This is a genomic window from Modestobacter italicus (genome assembly GCF_000306785.1).
Lineage (GTDB): Bacteria > Actinomycetota > Actinomycetes > Mycobacteriales > Geodermatophilaceae > Modestobacter > Modestobacter italicus.
Map to the genome: position 1 here is coordinate 2,866,864 of NC_017955.1, position 25,190 is coordinate 2,892,053.

Consider the following 25,190-nt stretch of genomic DNA (forward strand, 5'->3'; position numbering starts at 1 on the left):
GGTGGGTCAGGGTCGGGCGTCGGTCGGGACGGTGTGCTCGAGGCTCGCGTCGAGCAGCCAGGTGGCCAGGTAGCCGGCGAACGACGACCGGACGAGGACCGCGAAGTCGTCGGGCGCCAGCGCCAGCAGCACGACCCCGGCCTGGCCGAGCGTCGTCTGCGCGCTGCTGCCGGGCGGGAACGACCGCGGGTGCAGGTCGACCGAGCAGCCCGTGACCAGCACGTCGCGGGCGCGGGGGCCGCTGATCCGCACGACGATCCGCTGGGCGGACACGTCGACCGCGGTGCCGCCGGCCGGGCGCAGCTCCTGGCGCACCTCGGCCTCCAGCGCCTCGGGCGCGGTGCCGGTGCTCGTCAGCAGCCACTCGTCGGGACCGAGCCAGACCAGCCGGCCGTCCGCGGTCGGGGTCCAGGTGTTGGGCACCGTGGGCAGCCGGGTCCCGCGGACGGCCGCGGGGCCACCGGCCCCGACCCGGACGTCGACCATGGCCACGAACGGCTCGGGCGTGATCCGCAACCCGTCGGGCAGCCCCTCGAAGGCCGTGCTCCAGGTCTCCAGCGGGTGGGTGCGGGTGAGCTGCTCAGCCATCGCGGCGGGCTCCTTCCGGGTCGACCAGCACCGAGCCGGTGACCTCGACCGTCACGAGGGTCCCGTTGACCGGGACGGAGACGGTGTCCCCGATCCGCTCCCGGCCGCCCTTGACCAGCGCCAGGGCGAACGGCCGGCCCAGCTCGGCGCTGCGGTAGCTGGAGGTGACGTGCCCGAGCATGGGCACCGGCGGTGGCGGGAGCTGGCCGTCCGCGGGGGACTCGACGATCTGCGAGCCCTCCGGCAGCACGGTGTCCCGGTCGACCGGCAGCAGCCCGACCAGCTGCTTGCGCAGCGGGTCGGCGTTGGCCGCCCGGGCGAAGGACCGCTTGCCGACGAAGTCCGGCTTCTTCCTCGACACCGCCCACGCCATGCCGAGGTCCTGCGGGGTGACGGTGCCGTCGGTGTCCTGCCCGATGATCGGGTAGCCCTTCTCCGCCCGCAGCACGTGCATCGTCTCGGTGCCGTAGGGGGTGATGCCGTACGGCCGCCCGGCCTCGACCAGCCGTTCCCAGACCGCGCGGGCGTGCCAGGAGTCGACGTACACCTCGTAGGCCAGCTCGCCGGAGAAGCTGATCCGGGCCAGCCGCACCGGGACGCCCCCCAGCGTGGTGTCCCGCCAGGTCATGAACGGGAACGCCTCGTTGGTGACGTCGACGTCGGGGAACAGCGCCCCGACCACGTCGCGGGAGCGGGGGCCGACCACGGGGAACGTCGACCACTGCTCGGTGACCGACGTGCAGTGCACCCGCAGCTGCGGCCACTCGGTCTGCAGCCACTCCTCCATCCAGTCCAGGACCTTGGCCGCCCCACCCGTGGTGGTGAGCACCAGGAAGCGGTCATCGGCCAGCCGCAGCACCGTGCCGTCGTCGATGACCATGCCGTCGACGCCGCACATCACGCCGTAGCGCACCGAGCCGACCTTCAGGGTGCTCAGCAGGTTGGTGTAGAGCCGGTCGAGCAGCACGGCGGCGTCCGGCCCGGAGACGTCGATCTTGCCGAGGGTGGAGCCGTCGAGGATGCCCACTCCCCCGCGGGTGGCGGCGCACTCGCGCAGGACGGCGGCCTCCATGTCCTCGCCCGGGCGCGGGTAGTACCGCGGTCGCTTCCACTGGCCGACGTCCTCGAACACCGCGCCCTCGGCCACGTGCCAGTCGTGCACGGCGGTGGTCCGCTCGGGGTCGAAGAGCCGGCCGCGGTCCCGGCCGGCCAGTGCGGCGAAGGCCACCGGCGTGTACGGCGGGCGGAAGGTCGTCGTCCCGGTCGTCTGCAGCGGCAGGCCGAGCAGCTCGGCGGTGATCCCCGAGGCCAGGACGCCGGAGGTCTTGCCCTGGTCGTGCGCGGTGCCGATCGTCGTGAACCGCTTGATGTGCTCCATGGAGCGCAGGCCGGCGCCCGCGGCCCGGGCCAGGTCGGCGACGGTCGCGTCGCGCTGCAGGTCCACGAAGGACGTCGTCCCGGCGGCCGCGGAGCCGTCCGGCACCCGCCACAGGGTCAGCGACCGGGCCGGCGCGGCCCCTGCCGGGGTCACGGGCAGGGCCGGGTCGGTCGGCGCGGCCAGGGACACCGCCGACAGCGCCGCCTCGCCCGCCCGCCGTCCGTCGGCCAGGCAACCGGCCAGGTCGAGGACCCCGCGGGCGGCGCCGGCGACGGCGACGCCGTCGAGCTCCTCGGCCGGCAGGAACGCACCCAGCGCCTCGTCGAAGGCCAGCGTCCCGCGGGCCTGGCTGAACAGGTGGACGGCGGGGTTCCAGCCGCCGCTGACCAGCAGCAGGTCGCAGCCGATCCGCTCCGCGGTCCCGGTCCGGCCGTCGGCGAGCGGTGCCACCAGCGCCGCGCTGACCCGCTCGGTCCCCTCGGTGCCGGTGACGACGCTGCCCGGGCGCACCGCGATCCCCCGCTGCGCGCAGGCCGCGGCCCAGCCGGCCGGCACCTCGGGCCGTGCGTCGACCACCGCGGCGATGCGCACCCCGGCGTCGGCCAGGTCCACCGCGGCCTCGTAGGCGCTGTCGTTGGTGGTGAAGACCACGGCCTCGTGCCCGGCCCGCACGCCGTAGCGGTGCAGGAAGGTGCGGGCCGCGCCGGCCAGCATGATCCCCGGCCGGTCGTTGTCGGCGAAGACGACGGGGCGCTCGTGCGCGCCGGCGGCCACGACGACCGAGCCGGCACGGATCCGCCAGACCCGCTGCCGCGACACGTGCCGCGGAGCGGCGGCGCCGAGGTGGTCGGTGCGCCGCTCCAGGGCGAGGACGAACCCGTCGTCGTACAGGCCGAACGCCGTGGTGCGCTGCAGGTGCAGCACGTCCGGGTGCGCGGCCAGCTCGGCGACCGCGCCGGCGACCCAGTCCGGCGCGGGGGCACCGTCGAGCCGGTCGGTGCCGCCCAGCAGCGCGCCGCCGGCCTCGGCCTGCTCGTCGACCAGCGCCACCCGGGCGCCGCCGCGAGCGGCGGTCAGCGCCGCCACCAGGCCGGCCGGGCCCGCGCCGATGACCAGCACGTCGACGTGGTGGTGCACGGCGTCGTAGCGGGCGGAGTCGGAGACCTCGGCGAGCCGGCCCTGCCCGGGCAGGCCGTGGGCGACCAGGCCGTCGTACAGCTCGACGGTGGTGGCCAGCAGCATCGGCTCCGGGAACGGCTCCTCGATCTGCACGAGGCTGCTGGGGTCCTCGGCCCAGGCGGCCGCGATGCCGCGGGGGCGCCCCAGCTTGACGCTGGTGGCGACCTGGTGCCGGCCGGCGGCCAGCAGCGCCGAGGCGAGCGTGTCACCGGGGTGGCCGGTGTGCGGCTGCCCGTCGAAGGTGAAGGCCAGCGTGCGGGCGCGGTCGACGCGACCGCCTCCGGCGGTGCGGAGCGGCTGGGTCACGAGGTCACCGGCTTAGGCTCGTCGGGGCGGTGGACCGCCTCGAAGCGGTAGGTGGCGGTGTCGCGCACCGCGTTGAACCACCGGCGGCAGCCCGCGCTGTGCGACCAGCGCTCGGCGAACCGGCCCTTGGTGTTGGCGCGGAAGAACACGTAGTGCGCCCACTGCTCGTCGTCGAGCGCGGCGGGGTCGTCGGGGTACGGCACGTGGGCCTGGCCGCCGTAGTGGAACTCGACCTCCTCGCGGGGGCCGCACCACGGGCATTCGATGAGTTGCACGCTGGTCTCCCGGTCAGTGGGCCACGGCAGCGGCGCCGTGCTCGTCGACGAGCGCCCCGGTGACGAAGCGGTCGAGGCTGAACGGCGCCACGTAGGGGTGCGGCGTGTCGTGGGCGATCGTGTCGGCCAGGCACCAGCCGATGCCCGGGGTGGCCTTGAAGCCACCGGTCCCCCAGCCGCAGTTCAGGTAGACGTTCTCGTACGGGGTGTGGCCGACGATCGGCGAGGCGTCCGGGCTGACGTCGACGATGCCGCCCCAGGTGCGCAGCAGGTGCGCCCGGGCGAAGACCGGGAACAGCTCGACGGCAGCGGCCATCTGCCGCTCGATGACGTGGAACGCGCCGCGCTGGCCGTAGCCGTTGTAGGAGTCGACGCCGGCTCCCATCACCAGCTCGCCCTTGTGCGCCTGCGAGACGTACACGTGCACGGCGTTCGACATGACGATCGTCGGGTGCACCGGCTCCAGCAGCTCGGAGACCAGCGCCTGCAGCGGGTGGCTCTGCACCGGCACCCGGAAGCCCAGCATGTCGGTGAGCACCGTGGTGTGCCCGGCGGCGCAGAGCGCGACCTTCCCGGCGGCGATCGTGCCGAGGTTCGTCTGCACGCCGGTGACCCGGTCGCCGTCGGTGGTGAAGCCGGTGACCTCGCAGCCCTGGATGAGGTCGATCCCGGCCTCGTCGGCCCGGCGGGCCAGCCCCCAGGCGACGTAGTCGTGCTTGGCGATGCCGGCGCGCGGCTGGTAGGTGGCGCCCAGCACCGGGTACCGGATGTCGGCCGAGGTGTTGACGATGGGGCAGATCTTGGCGACCTCGTCGGGGCTGACCCACTCGGCGTCCACGCCGTTGAGCTTGTTGGCCTCGACCCGCCGGACGCTGTCGCGCACGTCCTGCAGCGTGTGCGCGAGGTTGAGCACGCCGCGCTGGCTGAACAGGATCGGGTAGTCGAGGTCGTCCTCGAGTCCCTCCCACAGCTTCAGCGCGTGCTCGTAGATGGCCGCGCTCTCGTCCCACAGGTAGTTGGACCGGATCAGCGTGGTGTTCCGGGCCATGTTGCCGCCGCCCAGCCAGCCCTTCTCCAGCACCGCGACGTCGGTGATGCCGTGGTTCTTCGCGAGGTAGTGCGCGGTGGCGAGGCCGTGGCCGCCACCGCCGACGATCACGACGTCGTAGGACTTCTTCGGCTCCGGGTTGCGCCACAGGAAGTCGGGGTGCTCGGGCAGGTCGGCGCCCGGGGTGCGCGGTGTCATCGCGGGTCCCCCGTCGCCGGATCGGTGTTCTCCATGGCGATCATCTCCAGCGTGGTGTGCTGCCGGCGGAGGTCGCTGTGCGCGACGGCCGGAGCCGGTCGAGCCTCGTCGAGTGGGACGACCATGCCGGGCACTCCTTGTCCTGAGCCTGCGTGGAGGACTGGTATGTCGGTCATGGGCCGACGTCGGCCCGGGTCGAGCGGTCGTTCAGCGCGACAGGCGCTGCGTCAGCCACTCGTGGAAGGCGCTGATGTGGTGCTCGGACGGCACGAGCACGCCGCCGTTGGCGTAGGCCCGGGACGACATGGCCGGCTGGGTCCGCTCGCAGGCGGCGAAGTCCTGCTCGTTGACCCGGTGGAACAGCTCGACCGACCGGGACACGTCCCTGCCCGACTCCACCACGTCGTGCGAGTACAGCCAGTCGCACTCGACGATCGTCCGATCGGCCGAGACGGGGAACATGCGGTGGACGATGACGTGGTCCGGCACCAGGTTGACGAAGACGGTCGGCCTGATCGTGATCGCGTAGTAGCGACGGTCCTGGTCCTCGTCGACCCCCGGCAGTCGCTGGAAGCCCTTGCTGCCGTCGACGGTGAAGCCCTGGACGTCGTCCCCGAACTCGGCGCCGTGTCCGACGAAGTACTGCGCCGCGTAGCCGTCGGCGAACTCGGGCAGCACCTCGGTGAGCTCCGGGTGGATCGTCGCGCAGTGGTAGCACTCCATGAAGTTCTCGATGATCAGCTTCCAGTTCGCCCGGACGTCGTAGGTGATCCGGCGCCCCACGGACAGCGAGTCGAGGTCGTAGCGCTCGATCGAGTCGACGTCACCCAGGCGCTCGACGACGGACGCCACCACGTCGCCCTCGAAGGACGGCGGCTCCTTCGCCAGGCACACCCACGCGTAGCCGAGCCACTCGCGCAGCGCCACGGGGACCAAGCCGTACTCGACCCGGTCGATGTCGGGCATCTTGGTCAGGTTGGGGGCCGCGATCAGCTTGCCCTCGAGGTCGTAGGTCCAGGCGTGGTACGGGCACTGGAAGGCCCGCTTGACCGCTCCGGAGTCCTCCGTGCAGATCTGGGCCCCGCGGTGCCGGCAGACGTTGAGGAACGCGCGCAGCTGCCCGTCCCGGCTGCGGACCACCAGGACGCTCTCCCGCCCCACCTGGACCTTCTTGAAGGAGCCGGGCGTCGGCAGGTCGCTCGACCGCACGGCGCAGAACCACATGTCCTCGAAGACGTGCGACTGCTCCAACGCGAAGATGGCCGGGTCCGTGTAGTACTGGCCCGGCAGCGTGGAGATGAGGCTCGCGGGCTGTTCGGTGGTGGTCATACGACACCTCGGGGTTCCGTCGGCGACCGGGGGCGCCGGAAGGTGGGCAACGCACGTCTGCGACGAACCACGGTGATCGTCCGGCGACAGCCGGCGGCGACCCGTGCGTTGCACCCTAGAGAAGTGGTCGCGGACTACGCAACAGTTTGCGCCCTGCGAAACAAATAGTTCACGTGCCGGTCGGCATCGCGGCGCGATCGGGCTGGTCCTGCCCCACCGCCCGCGCCGGGCCGGCGGGCGGACTAGCCGAAGAAGCCGAGCCTCCTGCTCAGCTCGTCGGCACCCGCCGCCACCCGACGCGCGAGCCTCGGGAAGTCCTGCTCGTCCATCCGGAAGGACGGCCCCGAGACGCTGAGTGCCGCGATGACGTCGCCGTCCGCGCCCCGGACGGGGGCGGCGACGGCACTGAGCCCGACCTCGAACTCCTCGACGGTGCACCCCCATCCCCGCCCGACGATCCGGTCGAGGTCGGCGCCGAGCACCTCGGGGTCGGTGATCGTGGCCGGGGTGTAGCTCCGCAGCTCCCGGGACAGCAGGTCCTTGCGGACGGCGTCGGCGGCGTGGGCCAGGAGCACCTTGCCGCTCGAGGTCGCGTGCAGCGGCGTGGCCTGCCCCACCCAGTTGTGCGTGCTCAGCGCCGCCGGGCCGCGGACCTGGCTCACGTTGACCGCGCGGTCGCCGTCCAGGATGGCGATGTTGACCGTCTCCTCGAGGTCGGCGGCCAGCACCTGGCAGATCCGCCGCCCCTCCTGGGCGATGTCCAGCTGCGCGGCGGCCGCACCGGCGAGGCGCACGACCCCGAACCCCAGCCGGTACTTCCCCCGATCGACGAGCTGCTCCACGAAGCCCCGGCTCTCCAGCACCGCCACCAACCGGAAGGCCGTGGACTTGTGCACGCCCAGCTCGGCAGCGATGTCGGTGACGCCGGCCTCCCCGTGGGCCGCCAGGATCTCGAGGACGCTCAGCGCCCGGTCGACCGACTGGACCGCAGCGACAGCGCCCCGCTCCCCGTTCTCACCCTGTGGCCCACCCATGCCTGCAGAGTAGGTCCCTCCGGAGGCGTGCCGGCCGGACGCTTGACGCCACCACACTTTGGAGCGATGCTGTTGCGTCATCGGCAGAGTGTTGCGTGTAACGCAACGGTAATGAGCCTGGAGCGTCCATGATCCTGGTCTGCGCCACCACCGCGTTGCCGCCCGGCGAGGCGATCCGAGTCGAGGCGGACGAGCCCATCGCGGTCTTCAACGTCGACGGCGACTACTACGCGATCGACGACACGTGCACCCACCAGGACGCCTCGCTGGCCGACGGCTGGCTGGACGGGTGCGCCGTGGAGTGCCCCCTGCACGCCTCCTGCTTCGACCTGCGCACCGGGAAGGTGTCCGGCCCGCCGGCCAAGACACCCGTCAACACCCACCGGGTCCTCGTGACCGATGGCATGGTCTACGTGCAGCCGGGAGTCGCGGCGGACGGCGCCGCGTGAGCCCCACCATCGCCGTGGTCGGAGCCTCCCTGGCCGGGCTCTCCGCGGCGCGCGCGCTCCGGGACCAGTCCTACGACGGGCGGATCGTCGTCATCGGCGACGAGGTGCACGCCCCTTACGACCGCCCGCCGCTGTCCAAGGACTTCCTGGCCGGTGCTGCCTCGCTGGACGACATCGCCCTCGGCACGCCGGACGACGCGGAGCTCGGCCTCGAGTGGCGCCTGGGGACCACCGCGGTGGGGCTGGACCGCCCCAGCCGTTCGGTGCTGCTGGACGACGGCAGCGAGGTCCGGGCCGATGGCGTCGTCCTCGCGACGGGTGCCCGCGCCCGGCGGCTGCCCGGCAGCGACGGCCTCGACGGCGTGCACGTGCTGCGCTCGCTGGACGACGCGATCGCCCTCCGGGAGGACCTGGCCACCGCCGGCTCTCTGGTGGTGATCGGGGCCGGCTTCATCGGGGCGGAGGTCGCCTCCACGGCCCGCGCGCTCGGGCTCGACGTAACCGTCCTCGAGGCCATGCCCGTTCCGCTCGCCGGCCCGCTGGGAGCCGACATGGGCGCCGTGTGCGCCGGGTTGCACGCCGACCACGGCACCCGCCTGCTGGTCGGCACCGGCGTCGCCGGGCTGGTCGGCACCGGCCGGGTCGAGGCCGTGGAGCTCGTCGACGGTACCCGCCTGCCCGCCGACGTGGTGGTCGTGGGCATCGGCGCCGTCCCGAACACCGAGTGGCTGGCCGACTCCGGCGTGGCCCTGGGCAACGGCGTCCTGACCGACGCTCGCGGCGGCACCACCGTCCCCGGGGTGGTCGCGGTCGGGGACTGCGCCGCGCCGTGGTCGGTCTCGGCGGAGCGGCACGTCCGCGTCGAGCACTGGACGCACGCCCTGGAGCAGCCGGCCACCGCCGTCGCCACCCTCCTGGGCGCCGAGGGCGCCGGGCGCGCCTCGGTCCCCTACTTCTGGTCGGACCAGTACGGCGCTCGCATCCAGTTCGCGGGCTCCCGCCGCGAGGACGACGTCGTCCGGGTCGTCGAGGGGAGTTGCGCCGAGCGCAGCTTCCTGGTGACCTACGAGCGCGACGGTGTCCCGGTGGCCGTGCTGGGGATGAACCAGCCCCGCCTGTTCACGCGGTGGCGCCGGCAGCTCCGGTCCGCCGTCCCGGCAACGGCCTGACCACCGGGCCGGCACGGCCCACCCCGCACGACCCCGGAGTCCGGGCGACTCCGCCGACGACCTACGGGGTCGTCGGCGCCATCAGCGAGCGGGAACGGCCGGGATTGCCTACCCGAGGGCTCGCTCGGTGTTTCGTCACTGGGCCTTCCCCAGGACGCGGGAGGCCTCCCGGCGCTGGTGCTGCAGGTGCAGCGCCAGCGCCGGGAGGCTCACCAGCCGGCCGGGGCGCTAGTCCCGCGGATCGCGCGGGCGGCCGACGGGCTCGGCCGCGGGCTCACCCTGCGCCGGGATGGACGCCCCGCCCGACGCCACCGCGGTGTCGTCAGCCGGACCACCCGGACGCCGGCCACCCGGCTCCGGCCCCACCGGAACCGTGTGCGCGGCGTGCGCGCCGCCGGACCCGTCGACGCTCTCCGGCGGCTCCACCACCAGGACGAACTTGTCGCCGTGACGCCTGATGCCGTCGACGACGGCCCGCTCGATCGCCACGTCCGCGAAGGTGCCGCGCAGCACGATGGGGTCCCGCCTGAGGTCCTTGACCAGGCTCACGGCCATCGCCGCCATCACCAGCGCGAACGGCAGTGCCGCGATGATCGTGAGGTTCTGCAGGCCGGTGAGGGCCTCCCCGTCCTCCCCCAGCAGCAGCATGATCGCCGCGACCGAGCCCATCACGACGCCCCAGAAGACGACGACCGCGCGACTCGGCTCCAGGGTGCCCCGCTGCGAGAGGGACCCCATGACGATCGACGCCGCGTCCGCGCCGGACACGAAGAAGATGGCCACGAGGACCATCACGAGCACGGTCGCCGCGGTGGCCAGCGGGTACTGGTCCAGGACGGCGAACAGCTGACCCTCCGTGGTGCCCTGCCCGGCGACGTCGATCCCGTCGCGCTGCGCGGCGATCCCTGCCCCGCCGAAGACGGCGAACCAGATCAGGCTGACCAGGCTGGGCACCAGGAGCACGCCGGTGACGAACTGGCGGATGGTCCGGCCGCGGCTGATCCGGGCGATGAACAACCCCACGAACGGCGTCCAGCTGATCCACCAGGCCCAGTAGAAGACCGTCCAGCCCCGGAGCCAGGTGGCCATCGCGTCCCCGCCGGTGGCCTCGGTGCGTGCGGCCATCTCGCCGAGGTCGGAGAAGTAGCTGCCGACCGCGTCCGGGATCAGGTTCAGGATGAAGATGGTCGGGCCGACGACGAAGACGAACACCGCGAGCACCAGGGCCAGCACCATGTTGGTGTTGGACAGCCACTGGATGCCCTTCTCGACACCGGAGACGGCCGACGCGACGAAGGCGGCGGTGAGCACCGCGATGATCGCCACCAGGATCCCGTTGCCGACGTCCCCGGCCCAGCCGAGGATCTCGAGCCCGCTCCCGATCTGCAGCGCACCCAGTCCGAGGGAGGCCGCCGACCCGAACAGCGTCGCGAAGATGGCCAGGACGTCGATGACCCGGCCCGCCGGGCCGGTGGCCCGCCGCTCGCCCAGCAACGGGATGAACGCGGAGCTGATCAGCTGCCGGCGTCCCTTCCGGAAGGTGCCGTACGCGATCGCCAACCCGACGACGGCGTACATCGCCCACGGGTGGAGGGTCCAGTGGAACAACGTGGTCGCCATCGCGGTCTGGATGGCCTGCGCCGTCTCGGGATCGGCCGTGAGCGGCGGCGGAGCGACGTAGTGCGACAGCGGCTCCGCGACCCCGAAGAACATGAGGCCGATGCCCATGCCGGCGCTGAACATCATCGCGATCCACGAGATCGTGCGGAACTGGGGCCGCTCGTCGTCGCGGCCCAGCGGGATCCGCCCGTACTTGCCCGCCGCCAGCCAGATCACGAAGAGCACGAAGGCCGAGGCGAGCAGGACGAACAGCCAGCCGAGGTTGCCGGTGATCCAGGTGAGGGCCGAACCGCTCGCGCTGCCGAGCCCGGTGGGGCTGACGAAGCCCCAGGCGACGAAGCCGAGGGCCATGGCCGCAGCGACGGCGAACAGGACCTTGTCCACGGCCGCGTGCCGGTCGGCGACGCAGACAGGTGGTTCAGCGATCGCCGGATGGATGTCGATCCCGGCCAGGTTCACGACATGGCCGGTGGGGCGCTCCTCCCCTACCGCGCCGGCGCGGTCCGGCGACGCCGGATCGGCCTCGCCGGCCTGGCCGCTGTGTCGGGGAGGCGAGTCGGGCCTGCTGGGCTGTTGCTCCATGACACTCTCATCTCTGTTGCGTCATTTGAGACCAACTTCGCATGAGGGAACCAGAGGGCCTGTCCGAGGACAAGAGGCCGCTGTGATTGTTTACACAGCCTGACGCCAGCATGGCTCCGCGTTACGTCAGTGTGACAGTTCCTACCCGGCGGCAGGGCCGCGGGAACCCCTGCGCTGACCCGGTCCTGCCTGATCCGTGGTGGCCCTCGTCCTCCGGCGAGGGTGAGGTCGCAGGGCCCACGGAGCGCTGAGATGGGGCCGTGGCAGACGACGGCGGGCGGACGGCACGATGACGACGCCCGTCCGCGACGTCCCGGCTCCGCCGCCGGAACCGGCCGACCCGACCGCTCTCCTGCGCAGCGGTGCCTACCTGCGGCTGCTGGTGATCGCCGCGGTGCTGGGGGTGCCGATCTCCGCCATCGCCTACTGGTTCCTCGTCCTCACCGGAACCCTCGGCGACTGGCTCTACGACGACCTCCCGCGGATCCTGGCGCTCGACCCCGTTCCGGCGTGGTGGCCGCTCCCGCTGCTCGGCACGGCCGGCCTGCTGGTCGGTCTCCTGATCCGGTTCGTGCCCGGCCGCGGTGGCGAGTCACCGCTCGACGGCTTCCACCCGGGGGGCGGACCACCCGCTCCCGTGCCCCTGCTCGGCATCACCCTGGCCGCCGTCGTCAGCATCGGCTTCGGTGCCGTGGTCGGCCCCGAGGCCCCGTTGATCGCGATCGGCGGCGGGCTGGCCGCGGCGACGGTGCGGCTCGCCCGCCGGGACGCGCCCGATCGGGTGCTCGCGGTCGCCGCCGCCGCCGGCAGCTTCGCCGCCATCAGCGCCCTCTTCGGCTCCCCGCTCAGCGGCGCGTTCCTGCTCATGGAGGCCGTCGGCATCGGCGGCCCGAGACTGCGGCTGGTCCTGCTGCCGGGCCTGCTGGCCTCGGGCGTCGGGACCCTCGTCTTCATCGGCCTGGACTCGTGGACCGGACACGGCACCTTCTCCCTCGCACTGCCCGACCTGCCCCCGTTCGCCCGACCGGACGTCGCCCAGTTCGCCTGGGCACTCGCCATCGGGCTCCTGGCGGCGGTCCTCGTGGCGGTGGTCCGGCGGATCGCCGGGCCACTCCGCGCACCCGTGGAACGGCGCATCGTGGTCGCCGCACCCCTGGTGGGGCTGGCCATCGCGGGACTGGCGATCGGCTACGCCGAGCTCACCGGGCATCCCGTGACCGACGTCCTGTTCTCCGGTCAGGACCAGCTGCCCGGGCTGGTCTCGGCGAGCACGGACTACACGGTGGGCGCCCTCCTGCTGCTGCTGGCCTGCAAGTCGCTGGCGTACGCCGGCTCACTGGTGGCCTTCCGCGGCGGCCCCACGTTCCCCGCGATCTTCCTCGGCGCGGTCGGCGGCATCGCGCTGTCGCACCTGCCCGGGCTCCCCGTCGTCCCGGCGATCGCGATGGGCATCGGTGCCATGTCCGCCGCGATGCTGCAGCTGCCGCTCACCTCGGTGCTCCTGGCGACCGTCATCCTGGGCGCCGACGGTGTCACGGTCATGCCGCTGGTCATCGTCGCGGTCACCGTCTCCTACGTCACCTCGGCCCGGCTGACGCCGCGACCGGCCGCGCCGCGGGCCGGCGACACGGGGAGCGAGGCAACGCCCGGGACCCCCGAGCCGGTCCCCCACCCTCGGCAACCGACCGCGGGAGCCGACCCGGCACGACCGTCAACCGACCCGTGACGGGGACGGCGACCGTCCCGCAGCCATGGCGTCCCGACCGCGGTCGGTCACCGCTTGCCCTGCTGCACCGACCACGTGTTGCCGTCCGGGTCGTCGAAGAACACGAACGTGCCGAAGTCGGCGTCCTGCGGGTCCCGCCCGGCCGTCTGCACGCCGTCGGCGAAGTGCACCATCCCGCTGTGATCGATCCCGGCGGCGGTGAGGTGGTCGGCCGCCGCGGCGATGTCGGCGACGACGAACTGGCATCCCTTGAGCGGGGCGCCGGTGGGCAGGCCCCTCCCGAACACGATCGAGCACGCCGAGCCCGGCGGGGTCACCTGCACGACGCGGAAGTGCTCGTTCGGCGTGAAGTCGGTGTCCAGGGCGAACCCGAGCCCGCCGGTGTAGAACTCCTTCGCGCGGTCGACGTCACCCACCGGGATGACGAGGACCTCCAGCCTCCAGTCCACGGATGTCTCCTCACGTCGTCGCGGGTCCAGGTCGTCTGACTACTCCAACGAGGACCTCGCGGGAAGCCCACCGGACGACCGAGCCGCACCGGGCCGGACAGGTGGGCGGCGCGGTGCGGGTGAGGCCGGGTGCTGTGCGCCTGCGCTCAGCGGGGCGGGCCCAGGATGGTGTTGCCGTACTCCGCCGCCACGTCCGGTCGTGGTGTGACCGTGTAGCCGGGGGGTCGCGGGGTGGCCCGGTCGCGCCCGGTCTCGCGGAACATCCCCTCGATGCCGGCCGGCGTGGTGATGATCAGCAGGTCGGCCGTCTCCGACGTGATCCGGTAGGAGTGCGGCACCTGCCGGGGCAGGAAGACGATGCCGCCCTCGGTCAGCTCGCTCTCCTCGTCGTCGGCCCAGACGAGCGCGGTGCCGGCGATCAGCAGGAAGACCTCGTCCTCGTTGCTGTGCACGTGGTACGGCGGCGCTTCGCCTCGGCTGACGTCGAAGCGCCCGACCATGAGCCGGCCGCCGGTGGCTGCGCCGTCGAGCAGGAGGGACAGGGTGCTGCCACCCAGCCACTCCAGCTGCTGGTGCTGTTCGGGTCGTGCGAGGTACGCGGTGCTCATGGCTCGACGACGACCTTGCCGGTGATGCGACCGGCGGCGGCCTCGGCGTGCAGCGCGGGCAGCTCGGCCAGCCGGATGTGCCGGGTGACCTCGACCTGCAGGTCGCCGCTGTCCACGAGGGACGCCAGCTCGGCGAGGCGGTCCCGGTTCGGCAGCACGAACACGGTCGCGGCAGAGACACCGCGGGCCTCGTCACCGGGGGTGGCCATGAACGCGGTGGTGCTCACGACCTTGCCGCCGTCGCGGACCGCGGCCACCAGCGCGGTGAACTGCTCGGGCTCGATGGGCGCGAGGTTGAGCAGGACGTCGACCTGCTCGTCGACCGCGGCCAGCACGTCGGTGCTGGTGTGGTCGATGACCTCGTCGGCTCCGGCCGCGCGGACGGCGGCGCTGCTGCGCGGGCTCGCGGTCGCCACGACGTGCACGCCGGCCCGCTTGGCCAGGGCGACGGCGTACGTGCCGACCACTCCCCCGGCGCCGTTGACCAGGACGCGCTGCCCGGCGGTCAGCTCGCCGAGGTCGAACAGCGCCTGCCAGGCGGTCAGCGCCACCGACGGCAGACCCGCCGCGTCGGCGAGCGGGACCTTCGTGGGCGCCAGCACCAGGGCGTCCGCCGGGGCGATGACGTACTCCGCCGCGCCGCCGTCCCGCTCCATCGGCAGGAAGCCGATCACCGCGTCCCCGATCTGCAGCCCGCCCTCGCCGACGATCCCGCCGACGCCGTCCCCGAGCGCGTCGACCGTGCCGGAGACGTCGTAGCCGGGCACGTGCGGCAGCTGGACCGGGATCGGCAGGAAGCCGCCGCGCATGCCGGCGTCGGCGGCGTTGAACGCCGAGGCCGCCACCCGCACCCGCACCTCACCGGTGCCGGGGGTGGGCTGGTCGACGTCCTCGTACCGCAGGACCTCCGGACCGCCTGTCTCGTGGAAACGCACTGCCTTCATCGCTGGACCTGCCCTCGCTCGATGCCGTCGGATCGTTGCCCGACCAACGTCGCAGCTCCCGGCGGGATCAACCTGGGCCGGTTTGGCCCACCTTCACGACCGCCCGCCCGTCGGCCGCGCCGACCACCTCCACCAACCGGGCCGCGTCGCGCGAACCCGGCGCCGCGGTCAGCATGACGGCCGCCAGGTCGTCACCGGGGAGCGCGATCAGGTTGCCGACGAGCGTGAGGGAGTCGCCGTCGGACTGGGTGAACGTCGCGCTGCTCTCGTACGCCGCCACCGGCCGCGGTGCCCGCCACAGCGTGTCGAACCGCCGGCTGCGGCTGCGCATCTCGTCCACCAGGGCGGCGAGCGACGCGTCGGCCGGGTAGCGCAGCCGTGCCGCCCTCAGCTGGGCCACCAGGACCGCCTCGTGACTCCTCGCGTCGGTCGCGGACTGCTGGAAGGCGGCGAACGGGTGGCAGAAGGCGCGCCAGGCGACGTTCCACTCCCAGCGCTCCCCGGTGCGGTCCCAGTGCTCCAGGGCCAGGAAGGCGCTGTTGACCGCGACGAGGTTCATCGCGGCGTCGGTGACGATCATCGGGGTGTCGGCGAACCGCTCCAGCAGCCGCGTCGCGCCCGGGCCGAGGTCGGTGGGCACCTGCCCGTCCGCGGCGGCGTACCCGGCCAGCGCCGAGAGCCGCTCGTAGTCCGCCCGTCCGGCGCCCAGCGCCCGGGCGATCGCCTTCACCACGCCGGCCGAGGGGTGGCTGCGCCCCTGTTCCAGCCGGCGGACGTAGTCCGCCGACATGCCGGCGAGCTCACCGAGCTCCTCCCGCCGCAGGCCGGACACCCGCCGACTGACCACGGGCAGCCCGACGGCCGCGGGGTCCGTGCTCTCCCGGAGATGGCGCACTGCAGCACCGAAGTCGGAACGGTCCACGGCGCGAGTGTGCCCTGCGGACGTGTCCAGGTGGGCTCGCCGCGGTCAGGAGGCGGTGCTGTCCGACGACCCTGCGGCCGCCTCCGCCCTCCTGATGATGGCGATCGCCTCCTCCGCGAGGCTCCGCCCGTCCGTGAAGGGCTCGCGCCAGATCGCGAGCATGTCGCTCGCATCGCCCGCCAGCACGGAACGCGAGAAGGCCTCCACGCCGATCCGCCCCTGGTAGCCGGCGCTGAGCGCCTCCCGCACCACGGCGACCGGGTCGACAGATCCGCTCCCGAGCGGGCCGCGGCCGGACTGGCCCAGCTCCAGGTACCCCAGCACCGGTACGGCGGACCGGACGGCGCCGAGCATGTCCGCCTCCTCCACCGCCATGTGGAAGGTGTCCAGGTGCACCCTGAGGTGGGCCGAGCCACTGGTGGCGATGAAGTCCAGGGCCTGCTGGGCGGTGTTGAGCATGGCGGTCTCGTAGCGGTTGAGGACCTCGAAGGTCATCGTGACGCCGTGGGCGTGGGCGTGGTCGGCCACCGCGCCCAACGAGCGCGCCGCCCGCTCGAACGCCTCCCGGCCCGGCACCGTCTCGGCCCGCCCGAACAACCCGTACGAGACGCCGTTCATCTGGTCCCCGCCGAGTTCCACCGTGGCGTCCACCAGCCGGCGCAGGGCGGCCGCGCCCCGCTCCTGGTCCCCGGGGTCGGCAGCGGACACGTCGGCGCCCGGCGCCTGACCCCCGAGCGTGATCGGCGCGACACCGTGGTCGCGGAACAGCGCGGCCCACTCCGCGAGCGGAGCGCTCCCCGGGTCGATCGGGGGCAGCACCACGTGCGAGTAGCCCAGCTCGGCCAGCGCGGTGAGTGCCCCGCTGAGCCCTGGCTCGGAGAGGTCCGGGACCAGGACGTTCAGGTGGCAGGCGACCTCGATCGGCACGTCGGCTCCTCAGAACGTCGGCAGGTCGAGGCGCTTCTTGAACACCGAGTAGCCGTCGTCCACGTGCACGACGGTGCCGTTGATGACGTTGGCCTCGTCGGAGGCCAGGAACGCCACCACGTCGGCGATCTCGTGCGGCTCGGTGAGCTTGCCGCGCAGCTGCTCGGAGGCGAACGTCGTCCGCAGCTCCTCGCTGAACTGGTTGATGATCGGCGTGCCGACCCGGCCGGGGGTGATCGCGACGGCCCGGATGCCGTACTCGGCCAGCTCGTAGGCGGCCGACCGGGTGAAGGAGATGACGGCGGCCTTCGCGGCGCTGTAGGTGAAGGCCAGCTCGGCCGCCTGCTCGCCGTAGATGGAGGAGGTGCTGATGATCACCCCGCCGGTGCCCTGGGCCCGGAACTGCCGACCGGCGGCGAGGATGCCGTAGTACACGCCGTCCTGGTCCACCCGGATCATCGGCTCGTAGTCGACCGCCGGGTCGTGGTCGAGCAGGGCCTTGCCACCGGCGATGCCGGCGTTGTTGAAGATGACGTCGAGCTTGCCGAAGACGTCGACCGCGCGCTGCACGGCGGCCTCGACCTGGCTGTACACCGAGACGTCGACCTGGACCGCCGCGGCGGCGCCCGGGTGGCCGTCGCCCTCGATCTCGGCGACCACCTTCTCCGCCCGCTCGCGGTCGATGTCGGCGACGACGACCTGGGCGCCTTCCCGGACGAACTTGTGGACGGTCGCCAGGCCGATGCCGCTGGCGCCACCGGTGATCAGAGCGACCTTGCCTTGCAGGCGCATGGCCGTGCCTTTCCGCTGAGGTGGGTCGTGGGGAGCGGTCGGGGTCGGAGCACCGCCCCGGCCCCGACCGCCCGTGGAGCCGAGCTAGCCCAACTTGTCCGACGGCGTGATGGTGGACGCGTTGGACGAGTTGACGATGGTCACGTCCTCGGCCTGGAAGTTCTCCTCCGGGAGCTCCTGGGACTCCTGGTAGGTGGTCACGTCCTCCATCAGCGTGTCCAGGATCTCCGGCCACGGCTGGTTGGCGGTGGCCAGGAACGCGCCACCGGACTGGATCTGGGCGAGGGCCTCGCTCGTGGCGTCGCAGCCCGTCACCTTCGCCGTCGAGCCGGCCTCGGTGATGGCCTGGGAGGCGCCCAGCGCCGCGTCGTCCCAGCCGACCCAGACGGCGTCGAGCCCGTTCGGGTTGGCGGAGAGGTAGTCGGTGACGATGGCCAGCGCCTCGGTGCGGCCGGTGGCCGGGGACTTGACCTTCTGCACGTCACCGCCGGCGATGTTCGCGCCGGCGGCCTTCAGCTCCTCGAGCGCCAGTTCCGAGCGCAGCCGGATGCCGGGGTGCGGGTCGTGGCCGATGACCATGACGTTCTTGCCCTGCAGCGTGCCCAGCGACGCCTCGATCTCGCCCAACGTGCCGTCGGCGATGCCCTGCTGGTCGGTGGTGATGTTCACTGCGAAGGCGTCGGTCGGCTTGGTCGCGCTGTCCATGGCGAAGATCGGGATGTCCGCGTCCTTGGCGGCGGTGACGATCGACCCGATCGAGGCCACGTCGGTGTAGCCGTCCAGGATCACGTCGGCGCCCTGCCCGATGGCGCTCTCGACCTGCGGGTTCATCTTCTGGAAGTCGAAGTCGCCCTGGATCATCTTCAGGTCCCAGCCGTTCGCCTCCGCCTTCTCCGTGACGGCCTTGACCCACCACGCGCCGATCGGCGTCTGGTTCCCCGAGGTGAAGGCGATGACCTTGAACGGGTCGTCGCCACCGCCGCCGCCACCGCCCCCGCCGTCACCGGACCCGCAACCCGCCAGCACCGTCGTGAGCACCGCGGCCGCCGCGACGGCCGCGACCGATCCGTTTCTCCTGCGCATGATCTACTCCCTTGTAGGACGTGCTGGTAGGACGTGCGGTCTGCCGTTGCCGACCGGGTGGGTGTGGTCGTCGTCCGACCGTGGGGGGAACGCGCGGTCCTGCTACCTCTCGCGCGTCCTGACGGAGGAGAGCGTCACGGCGGCGATGATGATCAGCCCGGTGACCACCTGCTGCACGTAGGAGTTCACGCCGAGGATGTTGAGCCCGTTGCTCATCACGCCGATGATCGCGACGCCCACCATCGTGCCGACGAGGTTGGCCCGGCCGGACCTGATGACGGTCATGCCGAGGAACACCGCGGCCACCGAGAACAGCAGGTTGTCGCTGCCCTGCACGGCGCTCGCGCTGCCCAGCCGCGCGGCCAGCAGGATCCCGCCGACCGCGGAGATGAGTCCCGCCGCGGCGAAGGCCAGCAACCGGCCGCGGTTGACGTTGATCCCGGAGAGGCGGGAGACCTCGACGTTGCCGCCGATGGCGTACCACTTGCGGCCGGTCGTGGTGAAGCGCAGCAGCGCCCAGAGGACGACGCTCAGGCCGATCGCGATGTACACCGGCACCGGGATGTTCAGGAACCTCCCCTGGCCGAGAGAGTTGAAGCCCGCCGGCAGGTCGAACAGGGTCGTCCCGTCGGTGACCAGGTAGGCGAGCCCGGTCACCGACGTCATGGTCGCCAGGGTCGCCACGAACGCGGAGAGGCCCACGTAGGCGACCAGGAAGCCGTTGGCCAGACCGACGCCCAGGCCCACCGCGAGCGCGACGAGGATCGCCGGCACGGTCGACGACCCGTCCAGCATCAGCGAGGCCGCCACGGACCCGGCCAGGCTGGACGTCGCGGCCAGGGAGAGGTCGAAGTCACCGACGACCATGACCAGCGTCTGGGCCCCGGCGATGATCGCCAGGATCGAGACCTGGAAGAGGATGTTCCGCACGTTGGTGAACGTCAGGAACACGTCCGGGCGCATCGCGAAGAAGAAGACGACCAGCGCGACCAGGGCGATCGTCGTCCCGCCCTGCACCAGGAACTTCCCGATGGACGTGCGCTTCTGGACGGGGACCTCCGCCGTCGCCGGTGGAGTCGTCGTGGTGGTCATGAGACTGCCTTCCCGTAGCAGTAGGCGAGCAGGAGTTCTTCGTCGGCGTCCTCCGACCGGGCCTCCCCCGAGATCCGGCCCTCGTGCATGATCAGGACGCGGTCGCTCATCCCGATGAGCTCGGGCAGCTCGGAGCTGACCGCGATGACGGTCGTGCCGGTGGCGGCGAGCCGTCGGATCAGCCGGTAGATCTCGGCCTTCGTGCCCACGTCGATGCCTCGTGTCGGCTCGTCCATCAGCAGGACGGCGGGGTTGCGGGCCAGCATCTTCGCCAGCACGACCTTCTGCTGGTTCCCGCCGGAGAGCTCGCCGACCGGCTGGTGCGGGCTGCGTGCCTTGACCTGGAGGTCGGACATCCCGCGTCGGGTGATGTCGGCGATGCGCCCGCCGGAGACCATGCCGAGCGAGCTCACCGTGGCGATGTTGGCCAGCGCGATGTTGTCCTGGATCGTCGCGCTGAGGATGACCCCCTGGCTCCGCCGCTCCTCGGGCACCAGTGCCATGCCCGCGTCCAGGGTCCTGGCGACGCCGGCGGAGTGCGGCAGCCGGGTCCCGGCCACCGTGATCGACCCGGAGACGTGCTTCTGGGCACCGGCGAGGATGCGCAGCAGCTCGCTGCGCCCCGCCCCGGCGAGGCCCCCGATGCCGACGACCTCACCGCGGTGGGCGGTGAAGGAGACGTCCTGGACGCGGCGTCCGGAGAGCCCCTCGACGGTGAGGGCCACTGTCGAGGTGGCGGTCCCGCGGTCCGGGAAGAGCTCACCGGGCGACCGGCCGACCATCGTCGAGATGACCTCGTCGATGGTCGAGTCGACCACGTCCTTGGTGAGCACGGTCTCGCCGTTGCGCATGATCGTGATCCGGTCGCAGAGCTCGAAGACCTCCTCGAGCCGGTGCGACACGTAGACGATCGCCACACCGCTCGCGCGCAGCGAGCGGAGCACCGCGAACAGCTCGGTGATCTCGGTGTCGGTCAGCGACGCGGTCGGCTCGTCGAGGATGAGCACCTGGGCGTCGTTGGCGAGGGCCCGGGCGAAGGACACCATGGTCTGCTGGACGGGCGAGAGCTCGCCGGCCAGCTGCCGCAGCGGGATCCTCTGGTGGAGCCTGTCCAGCTGCTCCTGCGCCCGGCGGCGCAGCCTCGACCACTGCACGATGCCGCCGCGGCTGGGGGTCTGGTCACCGAGCAGGATGTTCTCCGCCACGCTGATCGTGGGGATGATGGAGAGCTCCTGGTACAGCGCGACGATGCCGGCGTGGTTGGCCACCCGGACGTTGGCGAACTCCACCTCCTCCCCGCTGCGCAGGATCCGCCCCGAGTCGGGGGTGTGGACGCCGGTGAGCACCTTCACCAGCGTCGACTTGCCGGCGCCGTTCTCGCCGAGGAGCGCGTGGATCTCGCCGGGCCGCACCGACAACTCGGCGCCGTTGAGCGCGAACACCCCGTCGAAGTGCTTGGAGATCCCCACGGCCTCCAGCGCCGGCGCCGCCTCCGCGACCGCGAACGCCGTGCTCATGCCGCCGGCCCGTCGTCCGCGATGTCGTTGCAGCGGATCAGGACCTTGGGGTGCCGGCCGCTGACGTGCGCGGCGAACGCCTCCACGGCCTGGTCCAGGGGGAAGTCCGTACCGGTCAGCGCGTCGAGGTCGAGCAGCGGCAGCAGCTGGACCGCCCGCGGGAAGGCGTAGGGCGACACGAAGACCCCGGTGAGCGTGAGCTCCTTGAGGTAGAGGAAGTCCGAGAGGTTCAGCGGCATCTCGAAGTCGTGCGGGTACATCGCCCCGTAGACGACGGTGCCGCCCTTCGCCGCCAGGTCGAGCAGTCCGCGGACCGCACGGGGCGAGCCCGACGCGTCGATGACGACGTCGTAGCCGCGTCCCCCGGTGATCTCGGCCGCCCGGGCCTCCTGGTCCTCGGTGAGCGGGTCGATCACGTGCTCCGCGCCGGCGGCCAGCGCCATCTCCCGGCGGTCGGCGATCGGCTCGATCAGGGTCAGCGAGGTGGCCCCGTGCAGCCGCATGACCTGCAGCGCCAGTTGCCCGATCGGACCGCCGCCGCAGATCGCCACCCGGTCACCGACCCGGAGACGGGTCTTGTCCGCGATCCGGACGGCGACGGAGGTGGGCTCGAGCAGCGCACCGTGCCGGAGGCTGACGGAGTCCGGCAGCCGGTACACCTGGGACTCGTGCCAGGTCACCGTCTCGGCCATCCCGGGCCGGTTGTAGTCCTGGATGAACTCGCAGAACTGCTGGCGTCCGTCCCGGCACGGCCCGCAGCTCCCGCAGAAGCGCAGGAAGTTGCCGGCGATGCGGTCCCCCACCTCGATCCCGGTGCGGACGCCGTCGCCCACCGCCTCCACGACGCCGGAGAGCTCGTGGCCGAGACCGATGGGCACGTCGGTGCCGAAGAACCCCTCGGCCAGGTGGGGGTCCGACCCGCAGATCGCCGAGTAGGCGACCCGGATCCGCACGTCCTCCGGGCCCAGCGGCTGCTCGGGCATCTCGACGACGCCGATCCGGCCCCGGGTGGACTCGTCCGGGTCGCGCAGGCTGCCGATCTTGGTGACCGCGACTGTTCTCATCTGTCTCTCCGTCCGGCGCGGGTCAGTGGGACGAGGGCCAGGACGGCTGCGCGATCACCCGGCGGGTGGCCGCGACCGTCGCCGCGAGGCCGTAGCCGTGCTTGTCGCGCAGCTCCTCGTCGTCGCCGAAGCCCGCGTAGACCTGGGGGATGCCGAGCCGTTCGAAGGCGTTCAGCCGGATGCCCCGGTCGGCGACGACGTCGGCGATGCGCGTCGCCAGGCCGCCGTAGGCGAGGTGGTCCTCCAGGACGACGAACCGACCGCCGGTCTCGTCGGCGCACTGGGCGATCAGCGCCTCGTCGATCGGCTTCAGCGTGAACATGTCGACCACCCGCACCGACCGGCCGTCCGCGGCGAGGTCCTCGGCCGCCTGGAGCGCCTGGGCCACCGTCGTCCCGTGCGTGAAGATCGTGGCGTCGGTGCCGTCGCGGGCGATGATGCCCTTGCCGATCCGCACGTCGTGCTCACCCTCGGCGTAGAGGACCTTGTCCTTCTTGCCGACCGCGAGCCGGATGTAGATCGGTCCCGGCAGGGTCATCGACTGGCGCAGGACCTCACCGACCATGGCCGGGTCACCGACCGAGGTGACGGTCATGTTCGTGAGGGCGCACATGAGCGCCAGGTCCTCGACCGCGTAGTGCGTCGACCCGCCGTTGCCGACCAACCCGCCGTGCGTCCCGATGATCTTGACCGGCAGGTTGGGGTAGCAGACGTCCGTGCGGATCTGCTCCAGCGCCCGCATGCTCAGGAAGGGCAGCATGCCGGAGACGACCGGGATGTTGCCGTCGTAGGCGAGGCCGGCGGCGATGCCGACGCAGACCTGCTCCGCGAGGCCGACGTCGACGAAGCGGTCCGGGAACGTCTCCTGGAACTCCACCAGCGTCGCGCCGATGTCCGGGGTGAGCACCCAGAGGTTCTCGTGCGTCTTGCCGAGCTCCGCGAGGGTCGTCCCGATCACCGACCGGGCCGACAGCATCTCGCCGAACGTGAACGTGACCGGCATCAGACCGTCTCCTTCTGTCGCGACGCCTCGAGGGCGGCCAGTGCCCGCTGGAGGTCCTCGGCGCCGAGCGAGCCGGCGTGCCAGGCGAGGTTGCGCTCCATGAAGTCCACGCCCTTGCCCTTGACCGTCTCGCAGATGACCACCGTCGGGCGGTCGCTGTCGGGCGCGGGCAGCTCGTCGATGGCCTTGACGAGGGAGGCCATGTCGTGGCCGTCGATCTCCACGACGTCCCAGCCGAAGGCCCGCCACTTGTCGGGGTAGGGCTCGAAGGCGATCCGCTCCTCCGCGTGGCTGGTCATCAGCTGCCGGTTGCGGTCCACGAAGGCCACCAGGTTGCCGAGTGAGTTGCTGCGGGCCGCCATGGCGGCCTCCCACACCGAGCCCTCGCCGGTCTCGCCGTCGCCGAGGAGGCACACCACGCGGTGCGCATCACCGCGGTGCCGCCCGGAGAGCGCCATGCCCACCGCGATCGGGAGGCCGTGCCCGAGCGAGCCCGTGGACGCCTCGACGCCGGGGAGCTGGACCTTGCAGGGGTGCATGCCGTAGGCGCTGTCGAGCTGCCCGTACGTGTCGACGATGCCCTCGTAGGAGAAGAAGCCGCGCATCGACATGGCGATGTACATGCAGACGGCGGCATGGCCCTTGCTCAGCAGGAACCGGTCGCGGTGCGGGTTGCTGATGTCGTGCGGGTCGACACGCAGCCCGTAGTGGAACAGCGCGGTGAAGATGTCCGCAGCCGAGAGGTCCCCGCCGATGTGGACAGCGCCCTCGTACGTGCCGCAGAGGTGGAGCAGTTTGGACCGCAGCTCGAAGGCCCTGTCCTCGAGCTCGGCCACGGAGGGGCGATCACCCTCGAGCCGGGCAACGTCGTCTCTCATCTCTTGACCCCTCATCGATGACGGTCGGGATGTGGTCCAGCCGGGCCCCTGCTCCGCAGTCCTGAGCGACTCGTGCGGCCTCACCGGATGTGACCTGAGTCACAGTAGCAGATCCAGTTTACTTGTGAACCATGTGGTGGGCGCCACACTAGCCAGGTACGGTTTAGATGTAAACACCCGTCGTCGGGCCTCACCGGACGCGACCGCCCCGCGGCTCGACACCCACGCGGCTGACGCCGCTCACTGCGCTGGGCGTCGGGCCGGCGGAGCACTCCCCGCTGGTCCGTCGCCTGCGCCTGGCTACGCTTTACGGACAGGCAGGAGCCGCATCGCGCGAGATGGGGCCGCGCGCCACGCCACCGTGATGAGGAACCCGACGATGGAGCTGCCGCCGAATGCCGTCTCTGAACCCGTGCCCGACGTGATCGACAGCAACGACTTCACGCCGCGTCTGATCTCCCTGCTGTCCAACAGCCTCGTCTGGCGTGAGTCGCGCATCCTCCGCGCCCGTTTCGGCCTGGGCACCAACGACTGGCGCGTCCTGTCCGTCCTGGCCATCCGGCCGGGGGTGACTGCCAGCGAGATCTCCGACTTCGTGGCGATGAACAAGGCGATCATCTCCAAGAGCGTCGGTGTGCTCACCGCCCGGCGGCTGATCGTGCAGGTCGAGGACACCGGCCGGTCACGGCAGCTGTTCCTCACCCCCGAGGGCGTGGAGATGCACGACGCCATGCTCCCGGTCTCGATGCGCGGGCAGGAGATCATCCTGGCCGACCTGACCGCCGAGGAGGTCGTCCAGCTCAACCAGCTGCTGCGCCGGCTCCTCGCCCGCGCTCCCGAGCTGCACGCCCAGGACTCGCTCGACCAGCGCGAGGTCGCCGAGGACGCATGAGCCGTGGGCGGCCGGCCAGGCGTCCGCGGCACAGGTCAGCGGTCCTTCCGCGCGGCACCGTCGGCGCTGTGCCGATACGTTCCGGGTCACGGGCGACACCGCCCACCGCCCGACTCGTCCCATCTCCCTCATGGAAGC

General features: G+C 72.2%; 24 protein-coding genes. 4 read left to right on the forward strand and 20 right to left on the reverse strand.

Going from position 1 to position 25,190, the window contains the following annotated elements; translation table 11 throughout:
* Positions 1–6: 6 nt before the first annotated feature.
* The 7 genes from MODMU_RS13865 to MODMU_RS13890 all read right to left on the reverse strand — a co-directional run bounded on the left by MODMU_RS13865 (position 7) and on the right by MODMU_RS13890 (position 7,335).
* The gene (locus MODMU_RS13865; RefSeq protein ID WP_014740907.1) at positions 7–588 is read right to left on the reverse strand and encodes a sarcosine oxidase subunit gamma; all 582 of its coding nucleotides are present in this window, start codon (positions 586–588) and stop codon (positions 7–9) included.
* Positions 581–3,451: a 2Fe-2S iron-sulfur cluster-binding protein gene (locus tag MODMU_RS13870; RefSeq protein WP_014740908.1), complete on the reverse strand. Its 2,871-nt coding sequence runs from the start codon at positions 3,449–3,451 to the stop codon at positions 581–583. Before MODMU_RS13870 ends, MODMU_RS13865 begins: the two co-directional genes overlap by 8 nt.
* Entirely contained in the window at positions 3,448–3,726 is a 279-nt protein-coding gene (locus tag MODMU_RS13875; protein ID WP_014740909.1) for a sarcosine oxidase subunit delta, read from the reverse strand. The genes MODMU_RS13870 and MODMU_RS13875 overlap by 4 nt, the downstream gene beginning before the upstream one ends.
* A gap of 13 nt (positions 3,727–3,739) precedes the next feature.
* Positions 3,740–4,972: a sarcosine oxidase subunit beta family protein gene (locus tag MODMU_RS13880; RefSeq protein WP_014740910.1), complete on the reverse strand. Its 1,233-nt coding sequence runs from the start codon at positions 4,970–4,972 to the stop codon at positions 3,740–3,742.
* Complete coding sequence (locus MODMU_RS30050; RefSeq protein ID WP_014740911.1) at positions 4,969–5,097, reverse strand: hypothetical protein; 129 nt, start codon at positions 5,095–5,097, stop codon at positions 4,969–4,971. The genes MODMU_RS13880 and MODMU_RS30050 overlap by 4 nt, the downstream gene beginning before the upstream one ends.
* A gap of 82 nt (positions 5,098–5,179) precedes the next feature.
* Positions 5,180–6,301, reverse strand: coding sequence for an aromatic ring-hydroxylating oxygenase subunit alpha (locus MODMU_RS13885; RefSeq protein ID WP_014740912.1), 1,122 nt, complete (start codon positions 6,299–6,301; stop codon positions 5,180–5,182).
* A gap of 242 nt (positions 6,302–6,543) precedes the next feature.
* A complete protein-coding gene (locus MODMU_RS13890; protein ID WP_014740913.1) occupies positions 6,544–7,335 on the reverse strand; it encodes an IclR family transcriptional regulator in 792 nt (263 codons plus the stop codon).
* 128 nt (positions 7,336–7,463) lie between these two features.
* On the opposite strand from MODMU_RS13890, the gene MODMU_RS13895 reads away from it, so the two are divergent.
* Both MODMU_RS13895 and MODMU_RS13900 read left to right on the forward strand, forming a co-directional pair.
* Positions 7,464–7,784 (forward strand): bifunctional 3-phenylpropionate/cinnamic acid dioxygenase ferredoxin subunit, encoded by a 321-nt coding sequence (locus tag MODMU_RS13895; RefSeq protein WP_014740914.1) that lies wholly within the window; start codon positions 7,464–7,466, stop codon positions 7,782–7,784.
* Positions 7,781–8,953 (forward strand): NAD(P)/FAD-dependent oxidoreductase, encoded by a 1,173-nt coding sequence (locus MODMU_RS13900; RefSeq protein WP_014740915.1) that lies wholly within the window; start codon positions 7,781–7,783, stop codon positions 8,951–8,953. Before MODMU_RS13895 ends, MODMU_RS13900 begins: the two co-directional genes overlap by 4 nt.
* 228 nt (positions 8,954–9,181) lie before the next feature.
* Here MODMU_RS13900 and MODMU_RS13905 read toward each other — a convergent pair whose 3' ends face one another.
* A complete protein-coding gene (locus MODMU_RS13905; RefSeq protein WP_041795273.1) occupies positions 9,182–11,032 on the reverse strand; it encodes a BCCT family transporter in 1,851 nt (616 codons plus the stop codon).
* A 412-nt stretch (positions 11,033–11,444) separates the two neighbouring features.
* Between MODMU_RS13905 and MODMU_RS13910 the strand changes: the two genes are divergently transcribed.
* Positions 11,445–12,881, forward strand: coding sequence for a chloride channel protein (locus tag MODMU_RS13910; protein ID WP_014740917.1), 1,437 nt, complete (start codon positions 11,445–11,447; stop codon positions 12,879–12,881).
* Positions 12,882–12,928: 47 nt separating this feature from the next.
* Here the strand turns inward: MODMU_RS13910 and MODMU_RS13915 are convergent, their stop codons facing one another.
* The 12 genes from MODMU_RS13915 to MODMU_RS13970 form a co-directional block, all read right to left on the reverse strand.
* Positions 12,929–13,330 (reverse strand): VOC family protein, encoded by a 402-nt coding sequence (locus MODMU_RS13915; protein ID WP_014740918.1) that lies wholly within the window; start codon positions 13,328–13,330, stop codon positions 12,929–12,931.
* A 146-nt stretch (positions 13,331–13,476) separates the two neighbouring features.
* Positions 13,477–13,938 (reverse strand): cupin domain-containing protein, encoded by a 462-nt coding sequence (locus MODMU_RS13920; protein ID WP_014740919.1) that lies wholly within the window; start codon positions 13,936–13,938, stop codon positions 13,477–13,479.
* A complete protein-coding gene (locus MODMU_RS13925) occupies positions 13,935–14,882 on the reverse strand; it encodes an NADP-dependent oxidoreductase (RefSeq protein WP_014740920.1) in 948 nt (315 codons plus the stop codon). The genes MODMU_RS13920 and MODMU_RS13925 overlap by 4 nt, the downstream gene beginning before the upstream one ends.
* Positions 14,883–14,949: 67 nt before the next feature.
* Positions 14,950–15,804, reverse strand: a complete 855-nt coding sequence (locus tag MODMU_RS13930) for a helix-turn-helix domain-containing protein (RefSeq protein ID WP_014740921.1) — start codon at positions 15,802–15,804, stop codon at positions 14,950–14,952.
* A 45-nt stretch (positions 15,805–15,849) separates the two neighbouring features.
* Entirely contained in the window at positions 15,850–16,731 is an 882-nt protein-coding gene (locus tag MODMU_RS13935) for a sugar phosphate isomerase/epimerase family protein (RefSeq protein ID WP_014740922.1), read from the reverse strand.
* Between the two features lie 9 nt (positions 16,732–16,740).
* On the reverse strand, positions 16,741–17,523 hold the full coding sequence (locus MODMU_RS13940) for an SDR family NAD(P)-dependent oxidoreductase (protein WP_014740923.1): 783 nt from the start codon (positions 17,521–17,523) through the stop codon (positions 16,741–16,743).
* A gap of 84 nt (positions 17,524–17,607) precedes the next feature.
* Entirely contained in the window at positions 17,608–18,606 is a 999-nt protein-coding gene (locus MODMU_RS13945) for a sugar ABC transporter substrate-binding protein (protein WP_014740924.1), read from the reverse strand.
* Between the two features lie 102 nt (positions 18,607–18,708).
* A complete protein-coding gene (locus MODMU_RS13950; RefSeq protein WP_014740925.1) occupies positions 18,709–19,698 on the reverse strand; it encodes an ABC transporter permease in 990 nt (329 codons plus the stop codon).
* The gene (locus MODMU_RS13955; RefSeq protein WP_014740926.1) at positions 19,695–21,215 is read right to left on the reverse strand and encodes a sugar ABC transporter ATP-binding protein; all 1,521 of its coding nucleotides are present in this window, start codon (positions 21,213–21,215) and stop codon (positions 19,695–19,697) included. The genes MODMU_RS13950 and MODMU_RS13955 overlap by 4 nt, the downstream gene beginning before the upstream one ends.
* The gene (locus MODMU_RS13960; RefSeq protein ID WP_014740927.1) at positions 21,212–22,279 is read right to left on the reverse strand and encodes a zinc-dependent alcohol dehydrogenase; all 1,068 of its coding nucleotides are present in this window, start codon (positions 22,277–22,279) and stop codon (positions 21,212–21,214) included. Before MODMU_RS13960 ends, MODMU_RS13955 begins: the two co-directional genes overlap by 4 nt.
* 22 nt (positions 22,280–22,301) lie before the next feature.
* Positions 22,302–23,282: a transketolase family protein gene (locus MODMU_RS13965; protein WP_014740928.1), complete on the reverse strand. Its 981-nt coding sequence runs from the start codon at positions 23,280–23,282 to the stop codon at positions 22,302–22,304.
* On the reverse strand, positions 23,282–24,118 hold the full coding sequence (locus MODMU_RS13970; protein ID WP_166503493.1) for a transketolase: 837 nt from the start codon (positions 24,116–24,118) through the stop codon (positions 23,282–23,284). The genes MODMU_RS13965 and MODMU_RS13970 overlap by 1 nt, the downstream gene beginning before the upstream one ends.
* 406 nt (positions 24,119–24,524) lie before the next feature.
* On the opposite strand from MODMU_RS13970, the gene MODMU_RS13975 reads away from it, so the two are divergent.
* Complete coding sequence (locus MODMU_RS13975; RefSeq protein WP_166503494.1) at positions 24,525–25,052, forward strand: MarR family winged helix-turn-helix transcriptional regulator; 528 nt, start codon at positions 24,525–24,527, stop codon at positions 25,050–25,052.
* Positions 25,053–25,190 lie beyond the last annotated feature (138 nt).